Annotated in this window: 25 protein-coding genes and 1 tRNA gene; 8 read left to right on the forward strand and 18 right to left on the reverse strand. The window is 33.4% G+C overall.

All coding sequences use genetic code 11. The features are described 5' to 3' along the window. Window positions 1-78 precede the first annotated feature (78 nt). Window positions 79-756, forward strand: a complete 678-nt coding sequence (locus OPR35_RS00080; protein ID WP_265024850.1) for a hypothetical protein — start codon at window positions 79-81, stop codon at window positions 754-756. A 57-nt stretch (window positions 757-813) separates the two neighbouring features. Here the strand turns inward: OPR35_RS00080 and ribD are convergent, their stop codons facing one another. Together ribD and OPR35_RS00090 are read right to left on the reverse strand one after the other, a co-directional pair. Beyond that, window positions 814-2,022 carry a bifunctional diaminohydroxyphosphoribosylaminopyrimidine deaminase/5-amino-6-(5-phosphoribosylamino)uracil reductase RibD gene (gene ribD, locus OPR35_RS00085; RefSeq protein ID WP_265024851.1) on the reverse strand — a complete coding sequence of 403 codons (1,209 nt, stop codon included), beginning with the start codon at window positions 2,020-2,022 and terminating at the stop codon, window positions 814-816. Further along, complete coding sequence (locus tag OPR35_RS00090) at window positions 2,022-3,203, reverse strand: deoxyguanosinetriphosphate triphosphohydrolase (RefSeq protein WP_064085387.1); 1,182 nt, start codon at window positions 3,201-3,203, stop codon at window positions 2,022-2,024. The genes ribD and OPR35_RS00090 overlap by 1 nt, the downstream gene beginning before the upstream one ends. A 47-nt stretch (window positions 3,204-3,250) precedes the next feature. Between OPR35_RS00090 and OPR35_RS00095 the strand changes: the two genes are divergently transcribed. Together OPR35_RS00095 and OPR35_RS00100 are read left to right on the forward strand one after the other, a co-directional pair. Next, on the forward strand, window positions 3,251-3,697 hold the full coding sequence (locus OPR35_RS00095) for a HesB/IscA family protein (protein ID WP_019236790.1): 447 nt from the start codon (window positions 3,251-3,253) through the stop codon (window positions 3,695-3,697). A gap of 26 nt (window positions 3,698-3,723) precedes the next feature. Beyond that, a complete protein-coding gene (locus OPR35_RS00100; RefSeq protein WP_019236789.1) occupies window positions 3,724-4,398 on the forward strand; it encodes an ABC transporter ATP-binding protein in 675 nt (224 codons plus the stop codon). 29 nt (window positions 4,399-4,427) lie between these two features. Here OPR35_RS00100 and OPR35_RS00105 read toward each other — a convergent pair whose 3' ends face one another. Then, entirely contained in the window at window positions 4,428-4,652 is a 225-nt protein-coding gene (locus OPR35_RS00105; protein ID WP_264684897.1) for a type IV secretion system protein VirB7, read from the reverse strand. Next, complete coding sequence (locus OPR35_RS00110) at window positions 4,645-5,343, reverse strand: alpha/beta hydrolase (RefSeq protein ID WP_007302230.1); 699 nt, start codon at window positions 5,341-5,343, stop codon at window positions 4,645-4,647. The genes OPR35_RS00105 and OPR35_RS00110 overlap by 8 nt, the downstream gene beginning before the upstream one ends. A gap of 135 nt (window positions 5,344-5,478) precedes the next feature. On the opposite strand from OPR35_RS00110, the gene OPR35_RS00115 reads away from it, so the two are divergent. From OPR35_RS00115 to OPR35_RS00125, 3 genes are all read left to right on the forward strand, one after another. Continuing rightward, the gene (locus OPR35_RS00115) at window positions 5,479-6,666 is read left to right on the forward strand and encodes a cysteine desulfurase family protein (RefSeq protein WP_007302229.1); all 1,188 of its coding nucleotides are present in this window, start codon (window positions 5,479-5,481) and stop codon (window positions 6,664-6,666) included. A 201-nt stretch (window positions 6,667-6,867) separates the two neighbouring features. Further along, complete coding sequence (locus tag OPR35_RS00120) at window positions 6,868-7,590, forward strand: Bax inhibitor-1/YccA family protein (RefSeq protein WP_007302228.1); 723 nt, start codon at window positions 6,868-6,870, stop codon at window positions 7,588-7,590. Continuing rightward, entirely contained in the window at window positions 7,591-8,127 is a 537-nt protein-coding gene (locus tag OPR35_RS00125) for a cytochrome c oxidase assembly protein (protein ID WP_010407017.1), read from the forward strand. Between the two features lie 44 nt (window positions 8,128-8,171). On the opposite strand, the gene OPR35_RS00130 is transcribed toward OPR35_RS00125, so the two are convergent. Beyond that, the gene (locus OPR35_RS00130) at window positions 8,172-8,936 is read right to left on the reverse strand and encodes an ankyrin repeat domain-containing protein (RefSeq protein WP_265024852.1); all 765 of its coding nucleotides are present in this window, start codon (window positions 8,934-8,936) and stop codon (window positions 8,172-8,174) included. A 57-nt stretch (window positions 8,937-8,993) separates the two neighbouring features. On the opposite strand from OPR35_RS00130, the gene OPR35_RS00135 reads away from it, so the two are divergent. Further along, window positions 8,994-9,971, forward strand: coding sequence for a quinone oxidoreductase family protein (locus OPR35_RS00135; protein ID WP_007302226.1), 978 nt, complete (start codon window positions 8,994-8,996; stop codon window positions 9,969-9,971). A 740-nt stretch (window positions 9,972-10,711) separates the two neighbouring features. Here the strand turns inward: OPR35_RS00135 and OPR35_RS00140 are convergent. The 11 genes from OPR35_RS00140 to elbB all read right to left on the reverse strand — a co-directional run bounded on the left by OPR35_RS00140 (window position 10,712) and on the right by elbB (window position 19,096). Next, on the reverse strand, window positions 10,712-11,071 hold the full coding sequence (locus OPR35_RS00140; protein ID WP_265024853.1) for a hypothetical protein: 360 nt from the start codon (window positions 11,069-11,071) through the stop codon (window positions 10,712-10,714). 158 nt (window positions 11,072-11,229) lie between these two features. Beyond that, a complete protein-coding gene (dapA, locus tag OPR35_RS00145; protein WP_026092622.1) occupies window positions 11,230-12,117 on the reverse strand; it encodes a 4-hydroxy-tetrahydrodipicolinate synthase in 888 nt (295 codons plus the stop codon). Between the two features lie 9 nt (window positions 12,118-12,126). Continuing rightward, window positions 12,127-12,609 (reverse strand): single-stranded DNA-binding protein, encoded by a 483-nt coding sequence (gene ssb, locus OPR35_RS00150; RefSeq protein WP_006014313.1) that lies wholly within the window; start codon window positions 12,607-12,609, stop codon window positions 12,127-12,129. 68 nt (window positions 12,610-12,677) lie between these two features. Further along, window positions 12,678-12,751: transfer RNA gene (locus tag OPR35_RS00155), tRNA-Arg, on the reverse strand. Window positions 12,752-12,763: 12 nt separating this feature from the next. Beyond that, window positions 12,764-13,552 (reverse strand): hypothetical protein, encoded by a 789-nt coding sequence (locus OPR35_RS00160; protein ID WP_052264933.1) that lies wholly within the window; start codon window positions 13,550-13,552, stop codon window positions 12,764-12,766. After that, window positions 13,549-14,157: a hypothetical protein gene (locus OPR35_RS00165; RefSeq protein WP_010406999.1), complete on the reverse strand. Its 609-nt coding sequence runs from the start codon at window positions 14,155-14,157 to the stop codon at window positions 13,549-13,551. Before OPR35_RS00165 ends, OPR35_RS00160 begins: the two co-directional genes overlap by 4 nt. 4 nt (window positions 14,158-14,161) lie before the next feature. Beyond that, window positions 14,162-15,616 carry a hypothetical protein gene (locus tag OPR35_RS00170; RefSeq protein ID WP_265024854.1) on the reverse strand — a complete coding sequence of 485 codons (1,455 nt, stop codon included), beginning with the start codon at window positions 15,614-15,616 and terminating at the stop codon, window positions 14,162-14,164. Then, a protein-coding gene (locus OPR35_RS00175; protein WP_230608967.1) for an IS630 family transposase occupies window positions 15,594-16,596 on the reverse strand; the annotation gives its coding sequence in 2 pieces (ribosomal slippage) (window positions 15,594-16,085 and window positions 16,087-16,596; 1,002 coding nt in all). Before OPR35_RS00175 ends, OPR35_RS00170 begins: the two co-directional genes overlap by 23 nt. Before the next feature lie 378 nt (window positions 16,597-16,974). Beyond that, window positions 16,975-17,901, reverse strand: coding sequence for a 4-hydroxy-3-methylbut-2-enyl diphosphate reductase (gene ispH / locus OPR35_RS00180; RefSeq protein ID WP_139686676.1), 927 nt, complete (start codon window positions 17,899-17,901; stop codon window positions 16,975-16,977). 58 nt (window positions 17,902-17,959) lie between these two features. Then, window positions 17,960-18,268, reverse strand: coding sequence for a hypothetical protein (locus OPR35_RS00185; RefSeq protein ID WP_265024855.1), 309 nt, complete (start codon window positions 18,266-18,268; stop codon window positions 17,960-17,962). 129 nt (window positions 18,269-18,397) lie between these two features. Next, entirely contained in the window at window positions 18,398-19,096 is a 699-nt protein-coding gene (gene elbB, locus OPR35_RS00190; protein WP_265025032.1) for an isoprenoid biosynthesis glyoxalase ElbB, read from the reverse strand. A gap of 140 nt (window positions 19,097-19,236) precedes the next feature. On the opposite strand from elbB, the gene OPR35_RS00195 reads away from it, so the two are divergent. Continuing rightward, window positions 19,237-20,280, forward strand: coding sequence for a hypothetical protein (locus OPR35_RS00195; protein WP_265024856.1), 1,044 nt, complete (start codon window positions 19,237-19,239; stop codon window positions 20,278-20,280). Between the two features lie 549 nt (window positions 20,281-20,829). Here OPR35_RS00195 and OPR35_RS00200 read toward each other — a convergent pair. Further along, on the reverse strand, window positions 20,830-21,381 hold the full coding sequence (locus OPR35_RS00200; protein WP_019236783.1) for a 5-formyltetrahydrofolate cyclo-ligase: 552 nt from the start codon (window positions 21,379-21,381) through the stop codon (window positions 20,830-20,832). Then, window positions 21,365-21,994 (reverse strand): ferredoxin reductase domain-containing protein, encoded by a 630-nt coding sequence (locus OPR35_RS00205; RefSeq protein ID WP_019236782.1) that lies wholly within the window; start codon window positions 21,992-21,994, stop codon window positions 21,365-21,367. Before OPR35_RS00205 ends, OPR35_RS00200 begins: the two co-directional genes overlap by 17 nt. Window positions 21,995-21,997 lie beyond the last annotated feature (3 nt).

Raw genomic sequence — 21,997 nt, forward strand, 5'->3', positions numbered from 1 at the left:
TAATAAAAATGCTTGACTAGTGTGCATTGTTAATATACAATTAACTTTTTATTAACCTTAATTAAGGAGGAAGTAATTATGACTACTATATGGAAATTGAAAAATATAGCACCCATAACAAAAATGAGTATTGAAAGTACAGTTGCAACTGCATCTTTAGCAGCAGCAATAACAACATTATTGATTGCTACTAAAGTAATTGCTGGACCTGCGTCTTTAGCACTTATTGCTAGCCCTGCTGGAATTGCAGTTCTGTTTATTGTCGCTGTATATTTTGCCGCAGCAGCTTATGCTTCATATCAGCAAATGCATAAGAATGAAGAAATAGGAGTGAATGTTAAAGATACAGATTTCTTTGTTCTTCTTGGTGATATGGTAAAGAGTGGTGAAGTTGTTGAAGAAAATCAGAAATTAAATCTGAAACTTTCAAAAGATGATTATGAAGCATTAAGAAATGGTAAAAATGTTGGTGATGAAGGAATTCTGAATGTGTTGCTAAAAAATAAATCAGTTGAAGTTAAATTTAAACACGTTGCTGTTGCTAACGATAATGATAACTATAAATTGGAATTAATTAGCGTAGATGGTGAAGTTCAGCTTGCTGAAATGAAAAAAAGGTTAGCTATGGCTCCTGATTCTAAGTCATTAACAGTTGCGGTGAGTAATGAAGCTTTGGAAGCTTTAAAAGGTAAAGTAGTAACTAACTTAGCAGATGTTGCATTAGAAAATGCTATATCAAACGCTAAAAAAGTTTAAAGTTAATGAAAGAAGAGGTAGAGGTGGTTCTGCCTCTTTTTTTTCATTTGAGAAGAGTTACGGTAATCTATCCCACATCTCAACTACATCCTTACTAAACTCTATTATCTCTACTTTTTTAAATTGGTAACAGTTGTTGATGGATTGAATCCCTAAATTCCCTATAAAGGGGATGGCATCATTACCTAAAATTTTACCACTGCGGCAGATTATTAATCTATCAATCAAATTATGCTTTAATAGCTCTGTAATTAATATTCCTCCACCTTCAACTAATAACCTTGTTATGCCAATTTCTGAAACAAGTTTTGATGCCATGTCTTTTAGGCAGACTTTGCCAGCATTGTTTGAATTAACTACTAAGTAGTTAATGTTTTTTATTTTTTTCTTTACTTTATTGTTTGTAATTACCCAAGTTGAACCTCCTGTCATCCCAGTGCGTGACACTGGGATCCATTCTTCTTCTTTTTTTCTAGATTCCAGCGTCACGCGCTGGAATGACATCGAAAGGTATGCTGTTGGCTCTTTGCTTAAATCATGGTTATATAAGGTATCTGCAGTCTTTGCAATATTATGCTCTTCCTGCAATTTCCCTTGGCTATCGATAATTAGCCTTATTGGCGACCTGTCTTCGAGTCCTGGTAATCTGCAAGTTAAGAGTGGATCGTCACTAACAAGGGTACTACTGCCAATCATAATTGCATCATATTTTGCTCTGAGCTCATGTACGCAATTTCTCGTATCTTCACTTGTTATCCATTTGCTATCACCTGTAAACGTTGCGATTTTTCCATCGAGAGTTGTTGCGATTTTGCAAGCTATGAATGGTCTATGGAGTTTCTTGGTGGTAAAAAAGCCAACATTCAGTTTCTCTGCTTCTTTCTGCATAATCCCTTGTTTTACTTCAATTCCTGCATCTGCTAAAGCTTTTATCCCTCTACCTGAAACTCTACTATCTGGATCAATTGCTGCAATTACTACTCTTTTTATTCCTGATTTTATGATTTCTGCAGTGCAAGGTTCTGTAACTCCAAAGTGGCAGCATGGTTCAAGAGTGACGTACATAGTTGCACCATGAGTTAAATCTTTAGCATTTTGCAAAGCAACTACTTCTGCATGTGGACGTCCACCGATTCCTGTGTAGCCTTCACCGATCACCATACCGTTTTTTACAATGATACATCCAACAGCGGGATTTGGTGCAACACTTCCAAGACTTTTTTCTGCAAGTTTTAATGCGATCGACATGAAATAATCATCGGTCATTAGAAAGAAGTCATTTCGTATGAGGTATCAAAAATTCTTCTGTGCTCGTGTATGGCAAATCTATCTGTCATACCTGAGATATAATCACATATTATTACTGAACGCTGAGATTCACAAGCAAGTTTGTTCCACTCTGTGGGTAATAACCTTGGGTTTTCATAAAAACATTGAAAAAGCTCCTGTACTATACGTTTTGCTTTGTTCATTGTTCTGGCCAGTTTATAACTTCTGTATATTTTTTCCATGTTGAATTTTTTCATCTCTTTTGTGGCATTTGCAACTTCTGGTGAAAATGTGACTAGCATATTATTCAAGCTCCTTACATCTTCTACACTTTTTATTTTGTGATCTTCAATATTTCTTTCGGTCTGAAAAACGACATCATTTATCATAATTCCTATAGTTCTACTCAGTGATTCATGTATGAGTTTGCTTTGAGCCAATTCTGAATATTCGCTTTTTACTTCTTTGAACATTTTGCCAATTAAAGGAACATCAAGCAAATCTGCGATGGTTACTAAATTTGCCCTGAGTGCATCATCAAGATCATGCACACTGTAAGCGATGTCATCAGCAATCGAAGCAACTTGTGCTTCAATGCTTGAAAATTCTTCAAGCTTTAGATCATATTTTTCATTGCATTCTAATAACAGCTGATTATTTGTTTGAGATACCGCATTTTGACCGAGTAAAGGACCGTTATGTTTTGCAACCCCTTCAATCACCTCCCAACTTAGATTCATACCATCAAAATCAGCATGTTTTTGTTCAAGATAAGTTAAAATCCTTATAGCTTGAACATTATGATCAAACTCATACTTCTCCTTATCAACTTGAACTAGAGCATTCTCACCTGTGTGACCAAATGGAGGATGACCAAGGTCATGTGCAAGCGCTATGCATTCGGTGATGTCCTCATCTAATCTGAGCCTGCGTGCGATGGATCTTGCAATTTGTGCAACTTCAAGGCTATGAGTTAGCCGAGTACGATAGTAATCATGCTCATAATTGATAAAAACTTGTGTTTTGTACCCCAATTTCCTAAACGCATTAGAGTGAATAATGCGGTCCCTATCACGCTGAAAGCAGCTGCGATTTTTGTCTTCTGGCTCTTTGAAATTTCTTCCTTTTGTTTTATTTGGAAAGCACGCGTAACTTAATAGAAAATTATTGTTTGACATGTAAAATTTCTACTATAATAGGTTATCAATAATGAACGGTGGTTGTTATGTCAACAGATTACAATATTAGCTTAACTGACAATGCATTAAGGAAAATCCACTCCCTTGTAGAACAGGAAGGAGATGAGAGTTCTGTTTTGCGGGTTGCAGTTTCAGGTGGTGGATGCTCTGGCTTCAAGTATAATTTTCTTATGGATCAAATAAATAAGAAGATGTCTTTGGGTGACGATTTTGACGATGATGAAGACGACGATTTTGACGATGACGAAGATAGCGAGGATTATAGAAGCCACTCCAGTTTTAGTGAAAAAGGTAAAGATATAGTAATTAATGATGAGAATGGAAACCCTGTGTTAATGGTTGATAATTGTTCAGCGAAATTTTTAAATAATTCAACTATAGATTATACTGAAGATCTAAGTGGTTCTGGTTTTCAAATCAAGAATGCTCTCGCTAAGTCTCGATGTGGGTGTGGTAACAGTTTCTCGGTCTAATTCTCCCTCCTGGATCTTTTTATAATATGGACAGTGATGTAGCACTAGAGCTAGCTTCTGTGAGTAAGAGCTTCAAAAAAAGTCCTGCTATTGTAGAAGATATCAATCTGAGTCTTACAAGAGGGCAAGTAGTTGCATTGATCGGCAGTTCAGGATCAGGAAAAACAACTATATTGCAAATTGCAGGCCTATTGGATAAGCCAACTTTAGGTGTAGTGACAATAGATGGAGTAAATTGTACGCAAGCCAGCAATAAATATAAAACTCATGTAAGAAGAAATTTTCTTAGCTTTGTTTATCAATTTCACTATTTATTACAAGAGTTATCAGTGTTGGAAAACGTTATGCTTCCTCAGCTTATTGCAAGAAGAAGCAAAGCTGAAGCAAAAAAAAAATCGCAAGCAATATTGGAAAAATTTGGTTTGGAAAGTAAAGCAAGTAGTATGGTATCTGAAATTTCTGGTGGAGAAAGGCAGAGGGTTGCAATTGCAAGAAGCATTGTAAACTCTCCAAAGCTTTTACTTGCAGATGAGCCAACGGGAAATTTAGACCCAACAAATTCTTTGAATGTATTTTTGCTGTTACATTCATATGTAAAGGAAAATAACAGCTCTATGCTTATAGTAACACACAACTATATCCTTGCAGAAAAAGCAGATCACATTTTTCAGTTAAAAAACCGATCATTAGTAAAGTTGTGAATGGAAGAAGCAATACAATACAAAGCTACCTATAACTTGTACTTATTTAACCAATGATCATTAACGGAGTATAATTCGCATGAAATGCCTTCATTGCTTTTTATACACGGACTCTTTAACTTACGCTGTTTACTTAGAAAGCATCCTGACAGCATAAATATCGCTAAAACGAGAAATAATAATTGCCTAAACATAACAAGACTTTTTTTATTTATATTAATACGTTCATTTCTCTCATTTGTAAAGTTAGGCATATTCTTTTACCCTTATCTCTTTTTTAACTTTTTTGGAGGAAGTGACTGCACTGTTTAAGCGTAGTTTTATATAATTATCTATAATTTGAGCTACTTCCTCTTCTTTATCCCTTAAAAAGTGGTTAGTATCGTCTACTATATGGTATTCCATATGGTTATTTTTTACCGAATTTATTAACCTTTGTGCTAATTCTGTTACATCGCTTTCTTCTGAAATTGTATCATTATTACTTTGTATTATAAGTCCAGGAACTGGGCAAGGAGAGAGAAAAGAGAAATCGTACTTAGTTGCTGGAAGAGAAAGGGCAACAAAACTTACTATTTCTGGACGGCGCATTGTCAACTGCATAGCTACCCATGCTCCAAAAGAAAAACCGACTATCCAAATTGGAACGTTGTTAGAGTTATGCTCCTGAAGCCAATCAATAGCTACTGCAGCATCAGTTAATTCTCCTATACCCTTATCAAAAGTTCCGGTAGATTTTCCGACACCACGAAAATTAATTGTCAATGCAGAAAAGTTATTATCGATAAAAGATTCATATATAGTATGTATAATCTTACTATCCATACTACCACCATATTGAGGGTGATGATGTAAAATTAGCACAACTGGTGCATTGGTATCTTTGCTTTGATGATATCTACCTTCTATCTTTTTTGTTGCATTATTTAAAAAGACTTCTACCATGATTGCTCCTAATAAAAACCTGTTTTGACAGGGCTTGATAATGTAAATTATTTATTAATTATGTATTAATTTCACTGTTTTTGCAATAAATTTTTTATCGTGTTAAAGTTAACATACATAATTGGTTAATGGTAAGTGACAAATAAGCCTGTGAGTTTATTCTCTCTGGAAGAAAGTAGTTGCGTGTATGCTGATTATAATGCAACTGCTCCAGTGAGTAAAAATGTAAAAAAAAGTATACTTGAGATTTTGTCAAAACAAACACTAAATCCATCATCTCTGCATAAAAGAGGACAAGAAGCGAGGAAGATTCTTAAAGAGGTAAGAGATAACGTACGTGATGCTCTTAGCATTCCAGATGATAAAGAAATAGTTTTTACGTCTGGTGCAACTGAAGCAAACAACCTCGTCATGAGAGGAATGAAAGGCTATCTGCATGTAATTTCAGCTACAGAGCATCCTTCAATTCTTAATTCTGCATGTAATCCACATATAATACCCGTTAATCAAGAGGGTATTGTTGACTTTTTAGAGCTAGAGAAAATTCTAAGCGAACTTGAAGGGAATAAAGTAATAATTTCAGTGATGATGGCTAATAACGAAACTGGAGTTATCCAGCCTGTTAAGGAAATAGCTAAAATAGCACATAAATTCGGGGCAATCTGTCACACTGACGCTGCTCAAAGTGTTGGGAAAATCAAAGTAAATATGGAAGATTTAGGAGTGGATTTACTTACTTTATCTGCTCACAAATTTGGTGGTATAGCAGGTAGTGGAGTTTTAATATTTGACAAAAAGCTTGTAATAGAACCTACTATAATAGGTGGTGGGCAAGAAAGAGGATTGCGTGGTGGTACAGAAAACATTGTTGCAATTGCAGGTCTTTCTGCTGCATTGCAAAACATTCCAGATCTTCTATCAAAAATGAATGAAGTGGAGAAGCTGCGTGATCAATTGGAGTGTGAATTATTAAGTCTTGTCAGTGATATCAAGATCTTTGGCAGAAATTCTGAAAGATTGCCAAATACAAGTTTTATTTATATGCCGAGGGTAAAGAATGATCTGCAGCTCATGCATTTTGACTTAAATAATATTGCAGTCAGCAATGGTTCTGCATGCTCTTCTGGAAAAGTTGGGCCTTCTCATGTTTTGCTTGCAATGGGAGCAACAAAAGAGCAAGCAGAATGTTCAATTAGAATCAGTATAGGTCCGGAGGTTAAACCGCGAGACATAGAAAAAATAGTGGATTGTTGGTATAGTATCTATAAGAAGAATGCTTTAGTAAATGCAAAAACTACTTTCACCATTCCCCTTAAATCATGATAGAGGGAATGGTGAAAGTAATTTCTATTGCCAGAGGTTGTTATAATAGTTAAATGCTGCTGAAAACCGATTTGCTTATAGTTATGGAAGAAATTCTCTAATTGCATACCACACCATTCAATTGTAGTATGTCATTTTATACTTGATAAAAACGCTGTATTGTATTATAATATATCATCAAGAGATAATAAGGAGTTACATATGTCTTATATGAAAAACGAACAGGATATTCGCTCTCAGGGCGTTTATTATAGTGCTGGACTCAGGAGTTACCTAACTAAAGTATACAATTATATGGCTTTAGCTTTAGGTGTTACAGGGCTTGTTGCGTTTTTAACAGTGTTTTCTGGTCTTTTCCAGGTGATTTATTCCAATCCTGTTCTATCGCTTGTGGTAATGCTATCTCCAGTTGCATTGGTGTTTTATATGTCTTTTAGGCTTCAACACCTAAGTGCTCAGTCAACACTTACTGTATTTTTTCTATTCTCAGTTTTAATGGGAATTTCTTTATCTCATATTTTTATAATTTATACTGCAGAAAATATAGCGAGAGCATTTTTCATTACATCGATCATGTTTGGTTCTATGGCTTTATATGGTAATACTACAAAAAAAGATCTTACCAGCATGGGTTCTTTTTTGATTATGGGAATCTGGGGGTTAATCATTGCATCTATAGTTAATCTGTTTCTTGGAAGCAGTCCTCTCTATTTTGCAATATCGTTTGTATCAGTGATAGTGTTTACTTTAATGACCGCATACGATGCTCAGAGAATCAAAGATGTTTATTATAGATATAATGATGGCTCAGAAGTTGCAACTACTAAGCTGGCAATACTTGGTGCAACTAATCTTTACTTTGACTTCATCAATATATTCCTCAATTTACTCAGGTTACTTAACTTGTTCAACAATAAGGATTAGATGATTTCCTTTTTAAGGGGAAACAATAAAAGTTCTATAGTTTTCCTCCTAATATCTTTAGTGGTATTGATGCTGTGTCTTGCATATGCTTCAGTACCGTTGTATAGCATCTTTTGTAAAGCTACTGGATATGGTGGCACAACGAGAAAAGTAACTAATGCAACAATAAATGCAACTGACCAAAAAATCAGGGTTCACCTTAATGCTGATATAATATCAGGTCTGCCTTGGGAATTTAAATCAGAAACTAACTACATCGATACAAATATAGGGCAACAAAGTTTAGTATTTTATTATGCAAAAAATTTATCTGATCAGCCTTCTTTTGGAATGGCAGTGTATAATGTCACACCTTTTAAAGCAGGTAAATATTTCAATAAAGTTGCATGCTTTTGTTTTGAAGAGCAAATGCTGCTACCAAAACAAAAAGCGGCTATGCCCGTATCCTTTTACGTAGACCCTGAAATAATGCGTGACAATAGTACAAAAGATTTAAGTGAAATAACACTATCATATACGTTTTTTAAGCTTAAATAACAAACCTTTTCCTATTGTAATCCGAACAAGGTTGTACGATACATCTATTGAATTGAGCAGGAGCTCTTATTTGCTTTTTGCACACTGACTACTTGTGTTTCAGTGTTCGTTGTTGCTAATTCCCATCCTTCATTATTTGCTTCACAAGCATTCCAACATTGAGCCAACTCCTTATTATTTTTTACAGAATCTGGTATTTCTATGTTGGGTTTTTTTTCTAATGTATGCTCAATTAGAATTTTACAGCAATCCTTGGATTTCGTTGACTTATCTCTACCATATAATTTAGCAACATAGTCTAAAGCGGTATTTCCACCATAGTTTTCATTTGGGTTATCATTTACTCCCGCTTTTATGAGAGCTTTTAATATATCTGGAGAACGAGCCAAAACGCAGGCATGTAAATATCCTTTTTCATTTTGCACATTAGCTCCTGCTTTTATTAAAACTTGCGCTAAATTTGTTAAAGTGTATAATTTATAATTAATGGCAATAGAAAAAAGACTATCTATTGGAAAGCCATCATAATCTTTCAAGTCAAATTGGTGATTAATATCAAATCCTTTTTTTTCCCAAGAAGTATATAAATATTTACAATAATCTCTTTTTTTATCTGATTTTTGTATTCTATATTCTAACCTTTCTTTTATTTTTTTTATTACATTGTTAACATCCAAATCATTATCTTCATCCACTTTGCACAACACATTGAATAAAACACCATAAAGCCAAATTTCTCTGTTCATGATAATTTGTGCCTCAAAACTATTAACAATACGCTTATGTAGTGTATAAACTCTAAATAACATTTTGCAAAAATATTAATTGCTAGATAACATAATTAAAGTTTTTGTCTTACATTTATCATGGTTAGAGCTATACAAATTAAAAAAACTGGGGGGCCAGAAGTATTAGAATTTGTAGATAAGAGCATAGGTGAGCCAAAAGATGAGGAAGTCTTAATACGTCATACAACTATCGGCTTAAATCGTTATGATTTAGAACACAGAAAAGGTACACGCAAAATTAAAGATCTGCCATCAGTACTTGGAGTAGAGGCAGTAGGAGTTGTTGAAAAGCTTGGTAAAAAAATTAGTGATGGACTTAAGGTTGGAGATAGAGTTGGATATTGCACAGCTCCTCCAGGGGCATATTGTGAAAAGCGCATTGTACACCAGAAATATTTGATAAAAATTCCGAATGATATACCTGATGAAGTTGCTGCTGCAGTATTGTTTAAAGGTATGACAGCTCACTATTTAGTTAATCAATCTTATAAAATCAGGCCTGGTGCTTTTGTACTAGTTCATGGAGCTAATGGTGGTTTGGGGCAAATAATATGCCAATGGGCAAAGGATAAAAAAGGTATAGTGATAGGTTCTATAAGCTCTGACGAAAAAATGAAGATAGCTTTACAAAGTGGCTGCACATACGCAATAAACTACAATGATAAAGACTTCGTTTCTAAAATCATGGAGATTACGAAAAATAGAGGAGTAGGTGCGGTGTATGACCCTATAGGTTACGCTACAAGCAAGCTCTCTTTTGAATCTTTAGGTAAGTTTGGCATATATGTTTCCTATGGGCAGATATCAGGTAATGCTCCTATTAATTTCTCTTTACTTAGTTCGCGTTCGTTATTTGCAGCTGGAACTTCGATATATCACTACAAGCACAATAGACTTACGTTAGTGCTTACTGCAATGGAAATTTTTGAAATGATAAGAAAAAAACTTTTAATTGTACGAATTAATAAAAAATATAAATTTGATGAAATAATAGAGGCTCATCGTGACATGGAAAATAGAAAAGTAAGTGGGCTAAATATTATCAAAGTTTCTTAAATAACTTAGTAACCTAAAATAATTATTCATTAAGTCATATCAACAAGAATTTCACATGGTTAATTTTCTTTTTGGGAGAGTTAAAAGCATACAGCTGTAGCTAAACTGACTGAGATTTTTATACCGGACTAGTTTGAAAAACTTGTCATTCTGCTACTCGTTAGTGGCGTGGTAATGCAATGTTTTATCTATAGATATTATGTTCACAGTAGTTTCAAAAGAAGCTGAGTAAATAAGTTATATTTCAAATTAGATTTGGTGTCACATCTAACATTATAAGTATTATCACTTCAATAGTATATGGAGCTGTTATTTTTCTTTTAAATGAATGCTTTTTTCTGTTTTACAATAGTTTTAGAGTTAGTACTTAGAAAGTTTACATTGCTTTATGAATTGTCTCTGTTGTTCTGATATATCCAGTAATCATAAGTTCTCCTTTAATGGCATTTTGTTCTCATATTTTATATACCATTACACTCTGGGACCATACATATAAGGCTAAAGTGTGCTGAAAGTCAATTAAAAACTCCAAAAAGAATAACATAGAAGTATTGACTATAATGTGTTAGTATGTTAGCCTTTATATAAGTTTTAATTAAAGAGATAAGGTTATGAGTGGTTTCCAAGATCAAGAATTTAAATCAAATCTGATATATGAAATGGCAATAGCAGGGATATCCTGTGGAATAGTGGGGGGGGATAGTAGCAGGCTTAGGAGCTATTGATGGAATTTTTACAAATTACGCTATAAGCTCTATTTCTGGTTTGTCACCTCTTGTTGCAGGTGGAATGGTTGGTGTTGGGTTTCTATTATCATCGTTATATGCAATAGCTTTAATAGCAAAACTCTCAACTTCGGGCTTTAAGGACTCTTCAAAAGAAATAATGCAAGCAATTGCGTGTACTGGTGTTAGATTTGGGATAGGAGCAGGATTGGTTGCTCTTGGCTTTACATCACCAGCAGCTATAGGTGCTTTAACTTTTGTAGTGAGTGTGATTGCTTGTATTCCTTTAAGTTTCTTAATTGATAAAGCAATTGAGTGCTTTTTTCCAGAAGGAAATAGATAGCCAGGTAGTTCCGTTGATGGGGAGATATACAAAGGAAATAAACAGCCAGGTAGCTCAGTTGATAGTGATGTGAAAATTGTTGATGGGGATGTGTGCAGGAGAGTATTTTAAGAGACGATAGATAGAAGTTTTTGAAGAGGATTTAGCCCATTTTTTTGTGTTAAGTATAATTGAATTATCAGCTTAATTCCTAATCCTGCATAGCTAGTTGATTTTCCCATCCAAGAATCATTTTATTAGCTTGCCTCAATGTTTCAATAGAAGGCAAATCTTCTGTGCTGAGTGGTAGGCGGACAGTTTTGTGTTCTATGAGCCCAATGTCATGCAAAAGTGCTTTAGTAGGTATTGGATTGCTGGCAGTAAATAGAGCTTTGCAAGCTTGTTGCCAACTGTCTGCTTGAGGGTTCTTGCCGCTCATGCATTGCTTAACATATTCATGTACTACACTTGGCCAAACATTGGCAGCAACAGAAACCAGACCAGCCGCACCCTTAGCAGCCATATCAAATATCATATTATCGTCCCCACAAAACACCTCAATATTTGGTGCAACTTTCTTATACTGAGTTAAAGTATCAACGGTGCCACTTGAATCTTTGATAGCCCAAAATTTTTCGTGGCTGGATAAGTTGCGTACAGTTTCAGCGTGAAGACTCACTCCTGCTCTTGATGGAATATTGTAAAGCATGGCTGGCACATGTGCTTTTTCAAGCAGCTTTTCAAACCATAAAGTTTGCCCCATGATTCCAGGCTTTGCATAAATGGGAGTTGTCATTAGATAGCCATGAATAGGCATACCCTTGCAAAAATCAAGCCATTCAAGAGTCTGATATAGATTCACTCCTGGTACACCAATTATAATTTTCGTATTTAATTTTAGCTCACATACAAATTCAACTAATGTGCGCTTTTCAGAATCAGTAAGTGATAAGCTTTCACCTGTGCTACCTAGCAACACTACACCATTTTCAGCTTCAGCTTGCATTGTTAGTAAACGCTGCAAGCTTTGGTAATCTATACTATCTCCACTGCAATTAAAAGGAGTAACACAAGCAGTCCATAAAAATGTAGATTTCAATTGAAGTTATTAAAATGGTATTTCATCATCGATTAGTTCGTCTTTTATATCGTTGTCAAAACTTCCGTGTTTATCTTTTTGTTCTGTTTCATTTTGTTTGTATTCACTTGGCTTGTAATCAGAGTTTGACATACTGTTTCGTGAATCTAAAAGGGTAAGGGCACTATTAAAGTTATATAGCACCACCTCTGTCGTATACCTTTCACTACCATTTTGGTCAGTCCATTTTCTAGTTCTCAGAGAACCTTCAACGTAAACTTTACTACCTTTCCGTGCAAAGTCTTTAACAATTTTTACTAGTCCTTCACTAAAAATTACAATATTATGCCATTCTGTCTTTTCAGAGCGCGTACCAGAAAATTTGTCAGTCCAACTTTCAGATGTGGCTATCGAAAAACTTGCCATCTCTTTTCCATTTTGTGTAGTCCTAATTTCAGGATCTTTTCCTAAATTACCAACTAATATGACTTTATTTATAGTACCACTAGACATAATTATGCTTTAAAATAAATCTCTTTATTATCTTATGTGAGAGTATTATTGTCAAATTTAATTAAAAACGCGCTTGGAGGGATTCGAACCCACGACCTTTGCCTCCGGAGGGCAACGCTCTATCCAACTGAGCTACAAGCGCAGATGTATTAGATTATTTAATAGATAAACTATCTAAATCAAATTTTTGTTCTGGATAAAGCGTAAACATAATACCTCCATGTCCAAAATGTACATTTTTAGAATTGCTTATCCGTTCTTTTGTTATCTTTTGGTTTACAGCCCATGAAAAAGTTACATAATTTTCAGTTACTGAGTGCACTTTTAAATCCTTAGTATTTATAAACAACTTTCCATTTACCCATATTTTCCATGTATCGGGGGAAAAGTATAAAATTGAATCTAAACTGACTACTTTACAATTGAAATTTTCTTCCTCTGTAACTCCTGAAGACTGTAAGTTAAACTTTTCCATCTCACTAACTATTCTATTAACCTGCTCTTCATCAAAAAAAATGCTTTTTATGCTACCATATTGCGATAAAGTACTCTCTGCTGCCTCTTTTATTATATCGTCTCGATCTATATAATAATTGTTGATAAAAAAACACTCCTTCGCACGCAAATTTGCTATATCAATGAAGTCATTTATTTCTTGATTTCCAACTTTTAAAATACTTTTTAAGTACTTCTTTTCTATAATCATTCCATCATTAGAATGATGACAGACCATTTCATCATTGCCTTGTCTTTCTATATATACACATAAATTTTCACTATTTAACCCTAATATTTTATGCTCAATAAAATCTTCATTACTAATATGCTGTTGGCAAGAATATTTTTTACAAATCCCTATATTTTCTACAAGATCTTCGCAATTGCAATATGCACTAACATTAAAAAACAGCAGCGTAAAAATAAAAAACAACTTTATATTCATCTACTTAATATGGTATACCAATCAAAAACTATACTAGCTCTCACTATCTCTATCATATTACCACTTAAAATCTGGTTTATAACTTTAGCATCTATATTTCTCTGCTTATTCAAGGTAAGAGATCTGATCATAACATAACCAGGAAGATTTGGAATAGACTGTAGAAATAAAAAAATATGCTTATCGCTAATTGAGCTTAAACTTAGAACCACTTCACTTCTTATTACTTTTGTATGTTCACTTTTATTGTGGAGTTCAGCTTCTTCAGGTATAGAAATTGATATTTCAGGTTCTAACATGTAGTGTTTTTTATATAGCTTGTTAAGCTCAAAATTTAAATTTGTAATGTATCTGCTACTATGTAAGTTTGAAGAAGAAATTCTTTTCCATAAATCTAGGTTTTTATTTAGAACGACTTCTTTCTTTTGAATTTCAATGATCTGTAAATTAATAGAGCGTATTTCCTCAGCTGCAGTTTGATTTTTATTATAAACCTTTTTGTTATAGATAATAAAACACGTTGATAACCCTATTAATACAATAGATAACAATAAGTAATATATGCACTGAATTGTAGCTTTTCTTTTTAGTTGAGAGATAGTCATCAATCTACATTGCCTCTCCTATTTCAACATCAATAGATAGATTTTTCTCTTTAGTAGTAGGTAAGCTAGAGATACTAATATCATGAGTACGGAAATTATCGTTTAAATTTTTCTGTAGTTTCTCGTATTGATAAGAAATGTCTTTACCAGATTGAAAATTAAACCTTAAAGTTGTGGTAATATAACTTTTTGCCTCATTATAATTCCACTCAAACGATTGAAGCTCTACACCTGGTACTTTTAACTTTTCTGCATACTTAATTTGTGTAAGGGGAGAGTACTCTATTTTTGATAAAATATTATTTATATTAATAAAATCGTAAACTTCATCTATCTTTTTTACATTATAGATTTGGCTAAGTTTTATTAGTTTGTTATTTAAAGCACTCCGCGTTGCAGATAAATTATCAGCAACATTAAAATTTGAATACAAATTTTGCAAACAAAAGGCGTTAATTACAACTAAAACCAAGAGTAGGTATAGAAAAATTTGAGGAGAATTTAAATAAAGATAATTAAATAGATAAAATTCTTTAGTTTCTTTTGTGTTAAAAATATTTATTGGCTTATTCTTAAAGCTGTGAAACAAAATTGTAGTATCACAAAAGCTATCTTTTTCGCTTATAGCTAATTCTGCCCCCAATAGTTTACCCAGCTCATATGGAGTCAATATGTTCACACTATTCTCTGAAAAATTTATAACTGATAAACTAGATTTAATAGCTTCTGATACTATAATGCAGAGGTCGACAGGGTCATTTTTTTCAAATCCAAACTTAGTTAAAGATTGAATTGTATTTTTCACTTCCTGATATATTTCACCAGCAATGATTCCTGGTAAATTATCATTAGTAAATGGTATTAAACGTGTAAATATCATTTTGTTCTCTTTAAGAACCACTTGTCTATAGCCACCTGTTTTAGTTGCAGCAACTATAATTTTCCAGTTACTAGGATCTTTGTGTAGAATCTTTTTTGCTATACTGACTAGTTCTATAGGAAACATTAATATTCCTTTAAAGTTAGAGCCTATTTCAACAAACACGTCCAACCAATATTCTATTAAATGATTTGCTTTTGATGAAACAAATAGATACCACCAGTTTTGATTAAATTTATTCGGCTTTTCGACCAAGAGAATAGAATTTATATCGTTATTATGAGCAAAATGCTCTACTTTTGTTTTTGCTGATAGATAAGCACTAATCCTATTTACTCTTGGGATAGACTGTAGCAAATAGTTCTGATCAGTGTGATTGAGAACCAGATATAAGGGTGCTTTTTTATCTGATGAGAGACATGAAATTAAGTCAGAAACAACTTTATTATTTTTGTCCTTAGCAAAATATCTTTTATTTAAAGTATCATTTTTAAAATATAGTAACATTGTGCCTTCTTTTCCTATAGAAAGCATAAACTTATACCAAATTCCATTACTAATCGAACAAATAAGAAACATTACAAACTCGTTTAATAGTAGTGCTGGAAATACTGACAATAAAATTACACAGAACATCTGCAAGTAAGCCTATGGTATCGTAGACTCTGTTACGTAAAGTATTGTATTTGATATATTGCCACAACCTCTCAACAGGATTCAGTTCCGGTGAATAAGGAGGCAAGTATATAATGGTAATGTTTTCCTGAAATTTCAAACTTTTTGATCTATGCCAACTTGCACAATCCATTACAAGAAAGGCTTTTTTCGTGCCTAAATCTTTCGACATCTGCTCCAGAAATATATTCATACAATCAGTGTTTACATATGGAGCAAGTAGGCTGATTTTCTTACCACTTCTTGGATTTACCGCACTGTAGATATAGAAATTTTGTCTACCAATTTTCATTTTAACCTGCGTTCTGACCCCTTTTTTAAACCATCCGTGTCCGATTTTTGAATGAGTTCCAAATCGTGATTCATCAAAAAAACACCTCTTTTTCAGGGTGGGAATTGACTATTTTATTGAAGTATTTTTTAAACTCTTCTTGCTTGTTTTTATCTTGTTTATGGTGCATTGGCCTCGGTGTTATATAAGAAAATTTCATCCTTTGTATCTCACGGTGCACTGTTGATTTGCTAATGTTTAGGCCAAATTCCTCTGAGATTTTTATCTGCACTTCCTTAATAGTAATATTTGGATTTCTTTCTACCCATATTTCAATTTGCTCACGTTGATTTTTCTTTAATTTGCTTTTTCTTCGCCGCTGAGACGGGGCAAATAATCTTTCTACTCTACCAAATTTTAGATGCTTTATCCATTCAGTCAAAGCAGTCCTTGAAATTTTACATATTCTTGCCACAGCGCTTATACTACTTTCTTTTCCTGCTATCACCGCTTGTAACTTTTTTGAAACATATGCGTTATTTCTGACCTTTTTTAACATTTCTTTCGCCAAATTTACAACTTTTTCGTCTAATAGTTTTGACCTTAATGCCATTTATACCTCTCTATTTTATCTACTTTATTATCACTTCTTTCCCATTATTGTCTATCTGTTCTTTGCATAGTGGGAATTGGTATTACTTTTGGGTTTTGACCCAAACATATTAACAAAGTGTATACTCATCTAGAATTAAAAAGGTAATTTATTGAAATTCATTAAACATTAGATGACAATATTACTTATATTATAAGTTTTTGATAAAATTAGTAGCAATATTAACCCTTTTGTATGATGAAGGTTTTTTATATTTGTGCTAGACACAACTTAACCTGACAAACGAGGATTAATTATATCTCAGCTTGATATTTTATTCTCCAACAGACTGAAAATTGAATTAAGCTAAAGACTTGATTTGACGCACGTTGTTGCACATTACCATTTAGTATACTTGAACTGAACATTTTCAGTGAATCCATCTGGCATGACTGAAACTTTTGTATTCATATTTATTTTTAAGTAATTTACTAGCTCATCAACTAATATATCAGGAGCAGAAGCACCTGCAGTAATTCCTATTTTTTCTGCGCCCTGCAACCAATTTTTGTTCATACATTTATAATTATCAATCAAATAGGCTCTTTTTCCTGTGGAAATGCACAGGTCTAATAAACGGTTTGAATTTGAACTGTTTTTGCTTCCTACAATTAACACTACGTCTGTAATTTTAGCCAATTTTTTAACAGCGTTCTGCCTATTTTGTGTTGCATAGCATATATCTTTTAAGTCGGGGCCTGTAATGCTTGGAAATCTGAGCTTCAGTGTAGCAATAATTTCTTTGGTATCGTCAATACTTAACGTGGTTTGTGTTACATAAGATAAATTATCTGGATCTTTGATTTGTAAATTGTATACGTCTTGCATAGTTTGCACTAGAGATATAGGATTACTTACTCTTCCTATAATTCCTTTAACTTCTGGATGATTTTCATGTCCAATTAGAATTAATTCTTTACCACTATCCTCATACCTTTTTGCCTCTTTATGTACTTTGCTAACTAATGGACATGTTGCATCAATCACTTGAACACCCTTTCTTTTTGCCTCATCCTCTATACTTTTCGACACTCCATGTGCGCTAAAGATCAATATTCCTCTATTGTCTTTAATGTCTTCTATGCTGCTTACAAAAACCACTCCTTGTTTCTTGAAGTCCTCTACTATATACTTATTATGAACAATTTCGTGTAGTACATAAACTTGGCGTTCATTTTTGTATTTCTCTAAAGTGATTGCTAATATGTCTACAGCTCTTTTAACACCTGCACAGAAACCGCGTGGTTCAGCTAAGATAATCTCCATTTTTTAAGTAAGTATGTAAACATTGCTAAAAAGCAAGCTCCGCTCACTATGTTTCATATCATGACTGCTTTACTATAATTTCAAATTTATCATTACCAAGACTCTTGTTAATATACCAGGAACCGTCATCTTTAATTACAAATTCAGGACCCTTGAGGTCTCTTGTTATTGTCCTTCCATCTTGGCCATCCATGGCAATATGGATATTGAATGTAACGATGTCTAGATTTATTATAGCTTTTTTCCCACTGTATGAATTTAGACTAAACTTGCCCAACATGACATCATTAATACTCACTTCTCCTGCATAAGTATCACACTGACCATCTACACAACACTCACTTTCAATATAAAAAAGGTCTGACATATTTACATCTATAAAAAAAAGAACTAAACTTACATACTAAATATAGCTTATCATTAATAAGCAATTACAGATTACTTTGGCTACAACAATAATGCAACTGACATAATTAATTGTATAAGAAACTACACTTTAGAGAAATGGTTGTTTGGTTTTTTTATTAATTTTTTTCACCATACTGTCAATCATGTGTTTTATTCCTTGATATACAGAGTGTGTACTTTCATCACTACGCATATAAGCAGAGCAGGAAAATATATTATGCTTTTCGTCTTCTATTGATAGCTTTGTATCGCATGTTATATGTTCGCCGCCGAGCTTCTCTATCAACTGGTCTTTGTCGTCTCCTATAGTTACCTTAATCTTACTTTCTTCTTTACCTATTTTGCTACTTAAAATTAAAACAATAATGGCTGGAGATATACATATAGTTCCTATTGGCTTTTTTGCAACAAAGAACTCTGAGACTAATCTTTCAAACTCAGGCATTACTGTTTTATTTTCAGCTAAGTCAGATAAATTTTTCGCAACTCCATATCCACCAGGTACGACTAGCATGTCAAAATTTTCAGCTTTAGCTTCTCTTAAATCATTTATCTCACCTCTTGCAATTCTTGCTGCTTCTACAAGTACATTCCTTTTTTCTTTTACTGCTTCTTTTGTTTTGTGATTCATAACTTGTGTGATATCAACATCAGGAGCAAAGCACGTGACTTCAACTTCCTGCTGATCAAGCACAAGCAAACTTAAAACTGCTTCTCTCACCTCTGTGCCGTCGAGATGGCCGCATCCTGATAAAACCACAGCGGCTCTTAATTTTTTCTCACCCATAAAATACCTTGATTTCATATAATCTAGGTATTGTAATACAAATTCCATATTTGGAAAGGAGTAATTATTTTATGTCAATTATAATATAATTAATAATTAGTATGTATAATTAGGCATATCTATAGTTGATGGAGTTGAATATGGCACCTACAAACAGTACGTTTTTTGACACTGACTACCCAGAACTAAGAAAAGCTATTTCAGATATAATAGAAAGCATTGCACAATCTCCACAGGAAGAAAAAGGAAAGTTGTTTGGGGCCCTATCAGAACAAGTTAGAGGGATGAACCTCAAAGATTTAGGTTTAGCGATTAATGACCAAGGCTTGCAAAAGGAGGTAAATAAAGAATTATTTATAAAATTCATTGAAGAAGCGCTTAAAAATTTAGAACCTGAAGAGATCAAGCCAGAAATGATAGAGAAAGTATTACAATCCGTTGAGCGTGAAGCAATAAGTAATGTTATAAATAATAATAAAGGTCCGCTGGACAATCTAGTCAATTATTTTAAATCAGCATCTACAAATGAAAAAATTGGAATGGCTTCTGCTGTAATGGTATTAGGAGCAGCATTTTCTCCGCTTATTGTGCTTGCCACATTAATAGCGCTTGTGGCTATTGGAGCACGTTATGTAGGAATAGGTATAGGAAAAGCAGGGGAAAAAATAAAAGAAGGTGCGATTGATTCAGGAAAAGCAGTGAAAAGTCTTGTGAAAGATGTGATCGATAAATTGCCTACGTTTCAAGCAAGGAAGAATAACTTTAGTAGATTAGAAATAAACACGAATGAATCTCTTAATAATGTTACTTCAAAAGGTCAAAAAGACGATAAAAACAAAGAATATATTAAAGATTTTTCTGATAATATAGCAATATTAAACATGCTTCAAGATCAAAAGAAGCGATCTGCTATACAAGAGTTAGTAGAGAATGGAACCATCAAAAATTTTTCAAAAGATGATATGACCAAACTTCTGAAAAAGGGCTTAAGTACTCATGAGGAAGATATGCAGAAATTGCCAAATTTGATGAAAGATTTTCTACCTGCAATTATGGCAAGTGGTAATAATGAAATAGAGAAAGTGGAAGAAATAGTTAATAAGAAAGTTGAAGAAATGAAGCCATATTCTCAAGTAGAGAATGTCAGTTTGAAGCAAGGGAAAGAAGGGAAAGGAAAGGGGTGAATTGATACATTTGAAGAGCGTTTTAATGTATCTGTCTATCTTATTTTGTCACCCTGCTAATCGGACACAAAAAATTACTTCCGCATATTTTCAATCTCATTATAATTACAAATAGAGATATTTTAAGAGCTCAAAATCTATCTTTAGTCTGCAGACTTTTTAATCAAACTTATTAAAAATGTATTCTTCAGTGTATATCTGTCGTATGTGCACTGCATTTTTTTCTAATCTTTTTTACAGGGGGATTTTATGTCCAGAATTCCAGATATTTGACCTTTACTTTAGCTAATAAAAACCAACTGGTACCTGCGGTTTTTATAGCTACGTTTCTCAAACAAGTTTCAAATGAATAGATTTCTTGCATAACTGGAATTTAAAAGTTGATGTCATTCTAGCGCGTGACACTAGAATCCAGTCCTTTTGTGCAAAAAACGTTGTAAAGTAACTTAGTTGGATCCCAGTGTCAGCTACTCTGATGACAAGACAGGTTTCAATATTTGCATGCATCTAAACAGATAAGCAATTACTATCAGAAAGAGGTAGACTATGCTACTCCTTTCTATCCGTTTTCTTGAGCAACCTGCTTTCAAGTCTAACACACATCTCAGTAATTATAATATCCAATTTTTGATCGTGTTTTTCCACAGGTAAATTTTTACAATATTGCTTCTCATAGGCTACACCTATAAATATTTTTCCAAGTGGCCGTAATTTTTTTATCATTTCATCATACCAACCACCGCCAAAACCTAACCTATTAAAATGATCATCAAAAGCAATAACAGGAGTAATGATTGTATCGGGGATTATATCTTCATCTGCTTTATTCCATTCCTCAAATTTTAATAACTTGTTTTTATTAGGGACTGCTACTTTATAATCTAAATCGAGTAAACGATGCATCAAAGGCACAACATTAATTTCTCCGTCTGTTGGAATGTACGCTGCTATTGTTTTACCTTTAACGTAGCTTAAGTTCTGATTAAAGAGATTAATAAGGGAACTTGCTGCATAACTGGAATAACTTTCATCAACATCTTTTCTTATGGTTCTATATTGCTTCCTTAGTTCCTCTTTGTGCTGTTTAGTGTCTTTGAACATGTTCTATCCATTTTGCAGTGAGCTTTTCTTGTAAACTATTTTGCTTCAAGCGCTCACTTAAAAAATCAAAGTCAACAAGCTCCATATCCTGGTCTTGATTACTGCAACTATAAACAAAACTTATTTCTCCTGTTTCCTTATTTATGTGTTGCTGAATACATTGAGCGCAGATTTCTTTCATCATGCACTGCATAGGAGAGTTAACTGATGATATTGCTATGTGTTTTGGTTTTAGATATGGCTTTAAAATTGTTTTTCTAGCTTCATTTATAGCTTTCATCATTTTATCAGAACCAATAGTGATGATTTTATCTATAGTGTTTAAACTAATAGTAATTTTACCTAACTTTCCTTGCTGATATGAGATTATTGCATCAACTATATTACCATGAAAGGATTTATCCTGTTCTCTGCTTGTTTCTATCAATCCTTCTTCACATGCCCAAATTACTGCACTTGATGCACGTTCTATCAGTGCTCGTTTAAATACATCACTTAATTTTTTATAGCCAGCGAAATATAAAACCTTATGATTGTTTTCAAGACATGCCTTCCCTATCGAAAATAACACTGCATTTCCAACTCCACCGCCAATGAGCATTATATTCTTCATAAA

This window comes from Wolbachia endosymbiont (group B) of Protocalliphora azurea (assembly GCF_947251865.1).
Taxonomy (GTDB): Bacteria; Pseudomonadota; Alphaproteobacteria; order Rickettsiales; family Anaplasmataceae; genus Wolbachia.

Excerpts from the sequence above, each read along its gene's own strand:
- OPR35_RS00205 (WP_019236782.1), bottom strand. The coding sequence starts at position 21,994 with ATGAAGAATATAATGCTCATTGGCGGTGGAGTTGGAAATGCAGTGTTA.
- OPR35_RS00125 (WP_010407017.1), top strand. The coding sequence starts at position 7,591 with ATGATTTCCTTTTTAAGGGGAAACAATAAAAGTTCTATAGTTTTCCTC.
- OPR35_RS00170 (WP_265024854.1), bottom strand. The coding sequence starts at position 15,616 with ATGTTTCTTATTTGTTCGATTAGTAATGGAATTTGGTATAAGTTTATG.
- OPR35_RS00160 (WP_052264933.1), bottom strand. The coding sequence starts at position 13,552 with ATGAATATAAAGTTGTTTTTTATTTTTACGCTGCTGTTTTTTAATGTT.
- OPR35_RS00105 (WP_264684897.1), bottom strand. The coding sequence starts at position 4,652 with ATGCCTAACTTTACAAATGAGAGAAATGAACGTATTAATATAAATAAA.
- OPR35_RS00195 (WP_265024856.1), top strand. The coding sequence starts at position 19,237 with ATGGCACCTACAAACAGTACGTTTTTTGACACTGACTACCCAGAACTA.
- OPR35_RS00080 (WP_265024850.1), top strand. The coding sequence starts at position 79 with ATGACTACTATATGGAAATTGAAAAATATAGCACCCATAACAAAAATG.
- ribD (WP_265024851.1), bottom strand. The coding sequence starts at position 2,022 with ATGACCGATGATTATTTCATGTCGATCGCATTAAAACTTGCAGAAAAA.
- ispH (WP_139686676.1), bottom strand. The coding sequence starts at position 17,901 with ATGGAGATTATCTTAGCTGAACCACGCGGTTTCTGTGCAGGTGTTAAA.
- elbB (WP_265025032.1), bottom strand. The coding sequence starts at position 19,096 with ATGGGTGAGAAAAAATTAAGAGCCGCTGTGGTTTTATCAGGATGCGGC.
- OPR35_RS00200 (WP_019236783.1), bottom strand. The coding sequence starts at position 21,381 with ATGTTCAAAGACACTAAACAGCACAAAGAGGAACTAAGGAAGCAATAT.
- OPR35_RS00110 (WP_007302230.1), bottom strand. The coding sequence starts at position 5,343 with ATGGTAGAAGTCTTTTTAAATAATGCAACAAAAAAGATAGAAGGTAGA.
- OPR35_RS00135 (WP_007302226.1), top strand. The coding sequence starts at position 8,994 with ATGGTTAGAGCTATACAAATTAAAAAAACTGGGGGGCCAGAAGTATTA.
- OPR35_RS00120 (WP_007302228.1), top strand. The coding sequence starts at position 6,868 with ATGTCTTATATGAAAAACGAACAGGATATTCGCTCTCAGGGCGTTTAT.
- OPR35_RS00165 (WP_010406999.1), bottom strand. The coding sequence starts at position 14,157 with ATGACTATCTCTCAACTAAAAAGAAAAGCTACAATTCAGTGCATATAT.
- ssb (WP_006014313.1), bottom strand. The coding sequence starts at position 12,609 with ATGTCTAGTGGTACTATAAATAAAGTCATATTAGTTGGTAATTTAGGA.
- OPR35_RS00185 (WP_265024855.1), bottom strand. The coding sequence starts at position 18,268 with ATGTCAGACCTTTTTTATATTGAAAGTGAGTGTTGTGTAGATGGTCAG.
- OPR35_RS00100 (WP_019236789.1), top strand. The coding sequence starts at position 3,724 with ATGGACAGTGATGTAGCACTAGAGCTAGCTTCTGTGAGTAAGAGCTTC.
- OPR35_RS00090 (WP_064085387.1), bottom strand. The coding sequence starts at position 3,203 with ATGTCAAACAATAATTTTCTATTAAGTTACGCGTGCTTTCCAAATAAA.
- OPR35_RS00095 (WP_019236790.1), top strand. The coding sequence starts at position 3,251 with ATGTCAACAGATTACAATATTAGCTTAACTGACAATGCATTAAGGAAA.
- OPR35_RS00130 (WP_265024852.1), bottom strand. The coding sequence starts at position 8,936 with ATGTTATTTAGAGTTTATACACTACATAAGCGTATTGTTAATAGTTTT.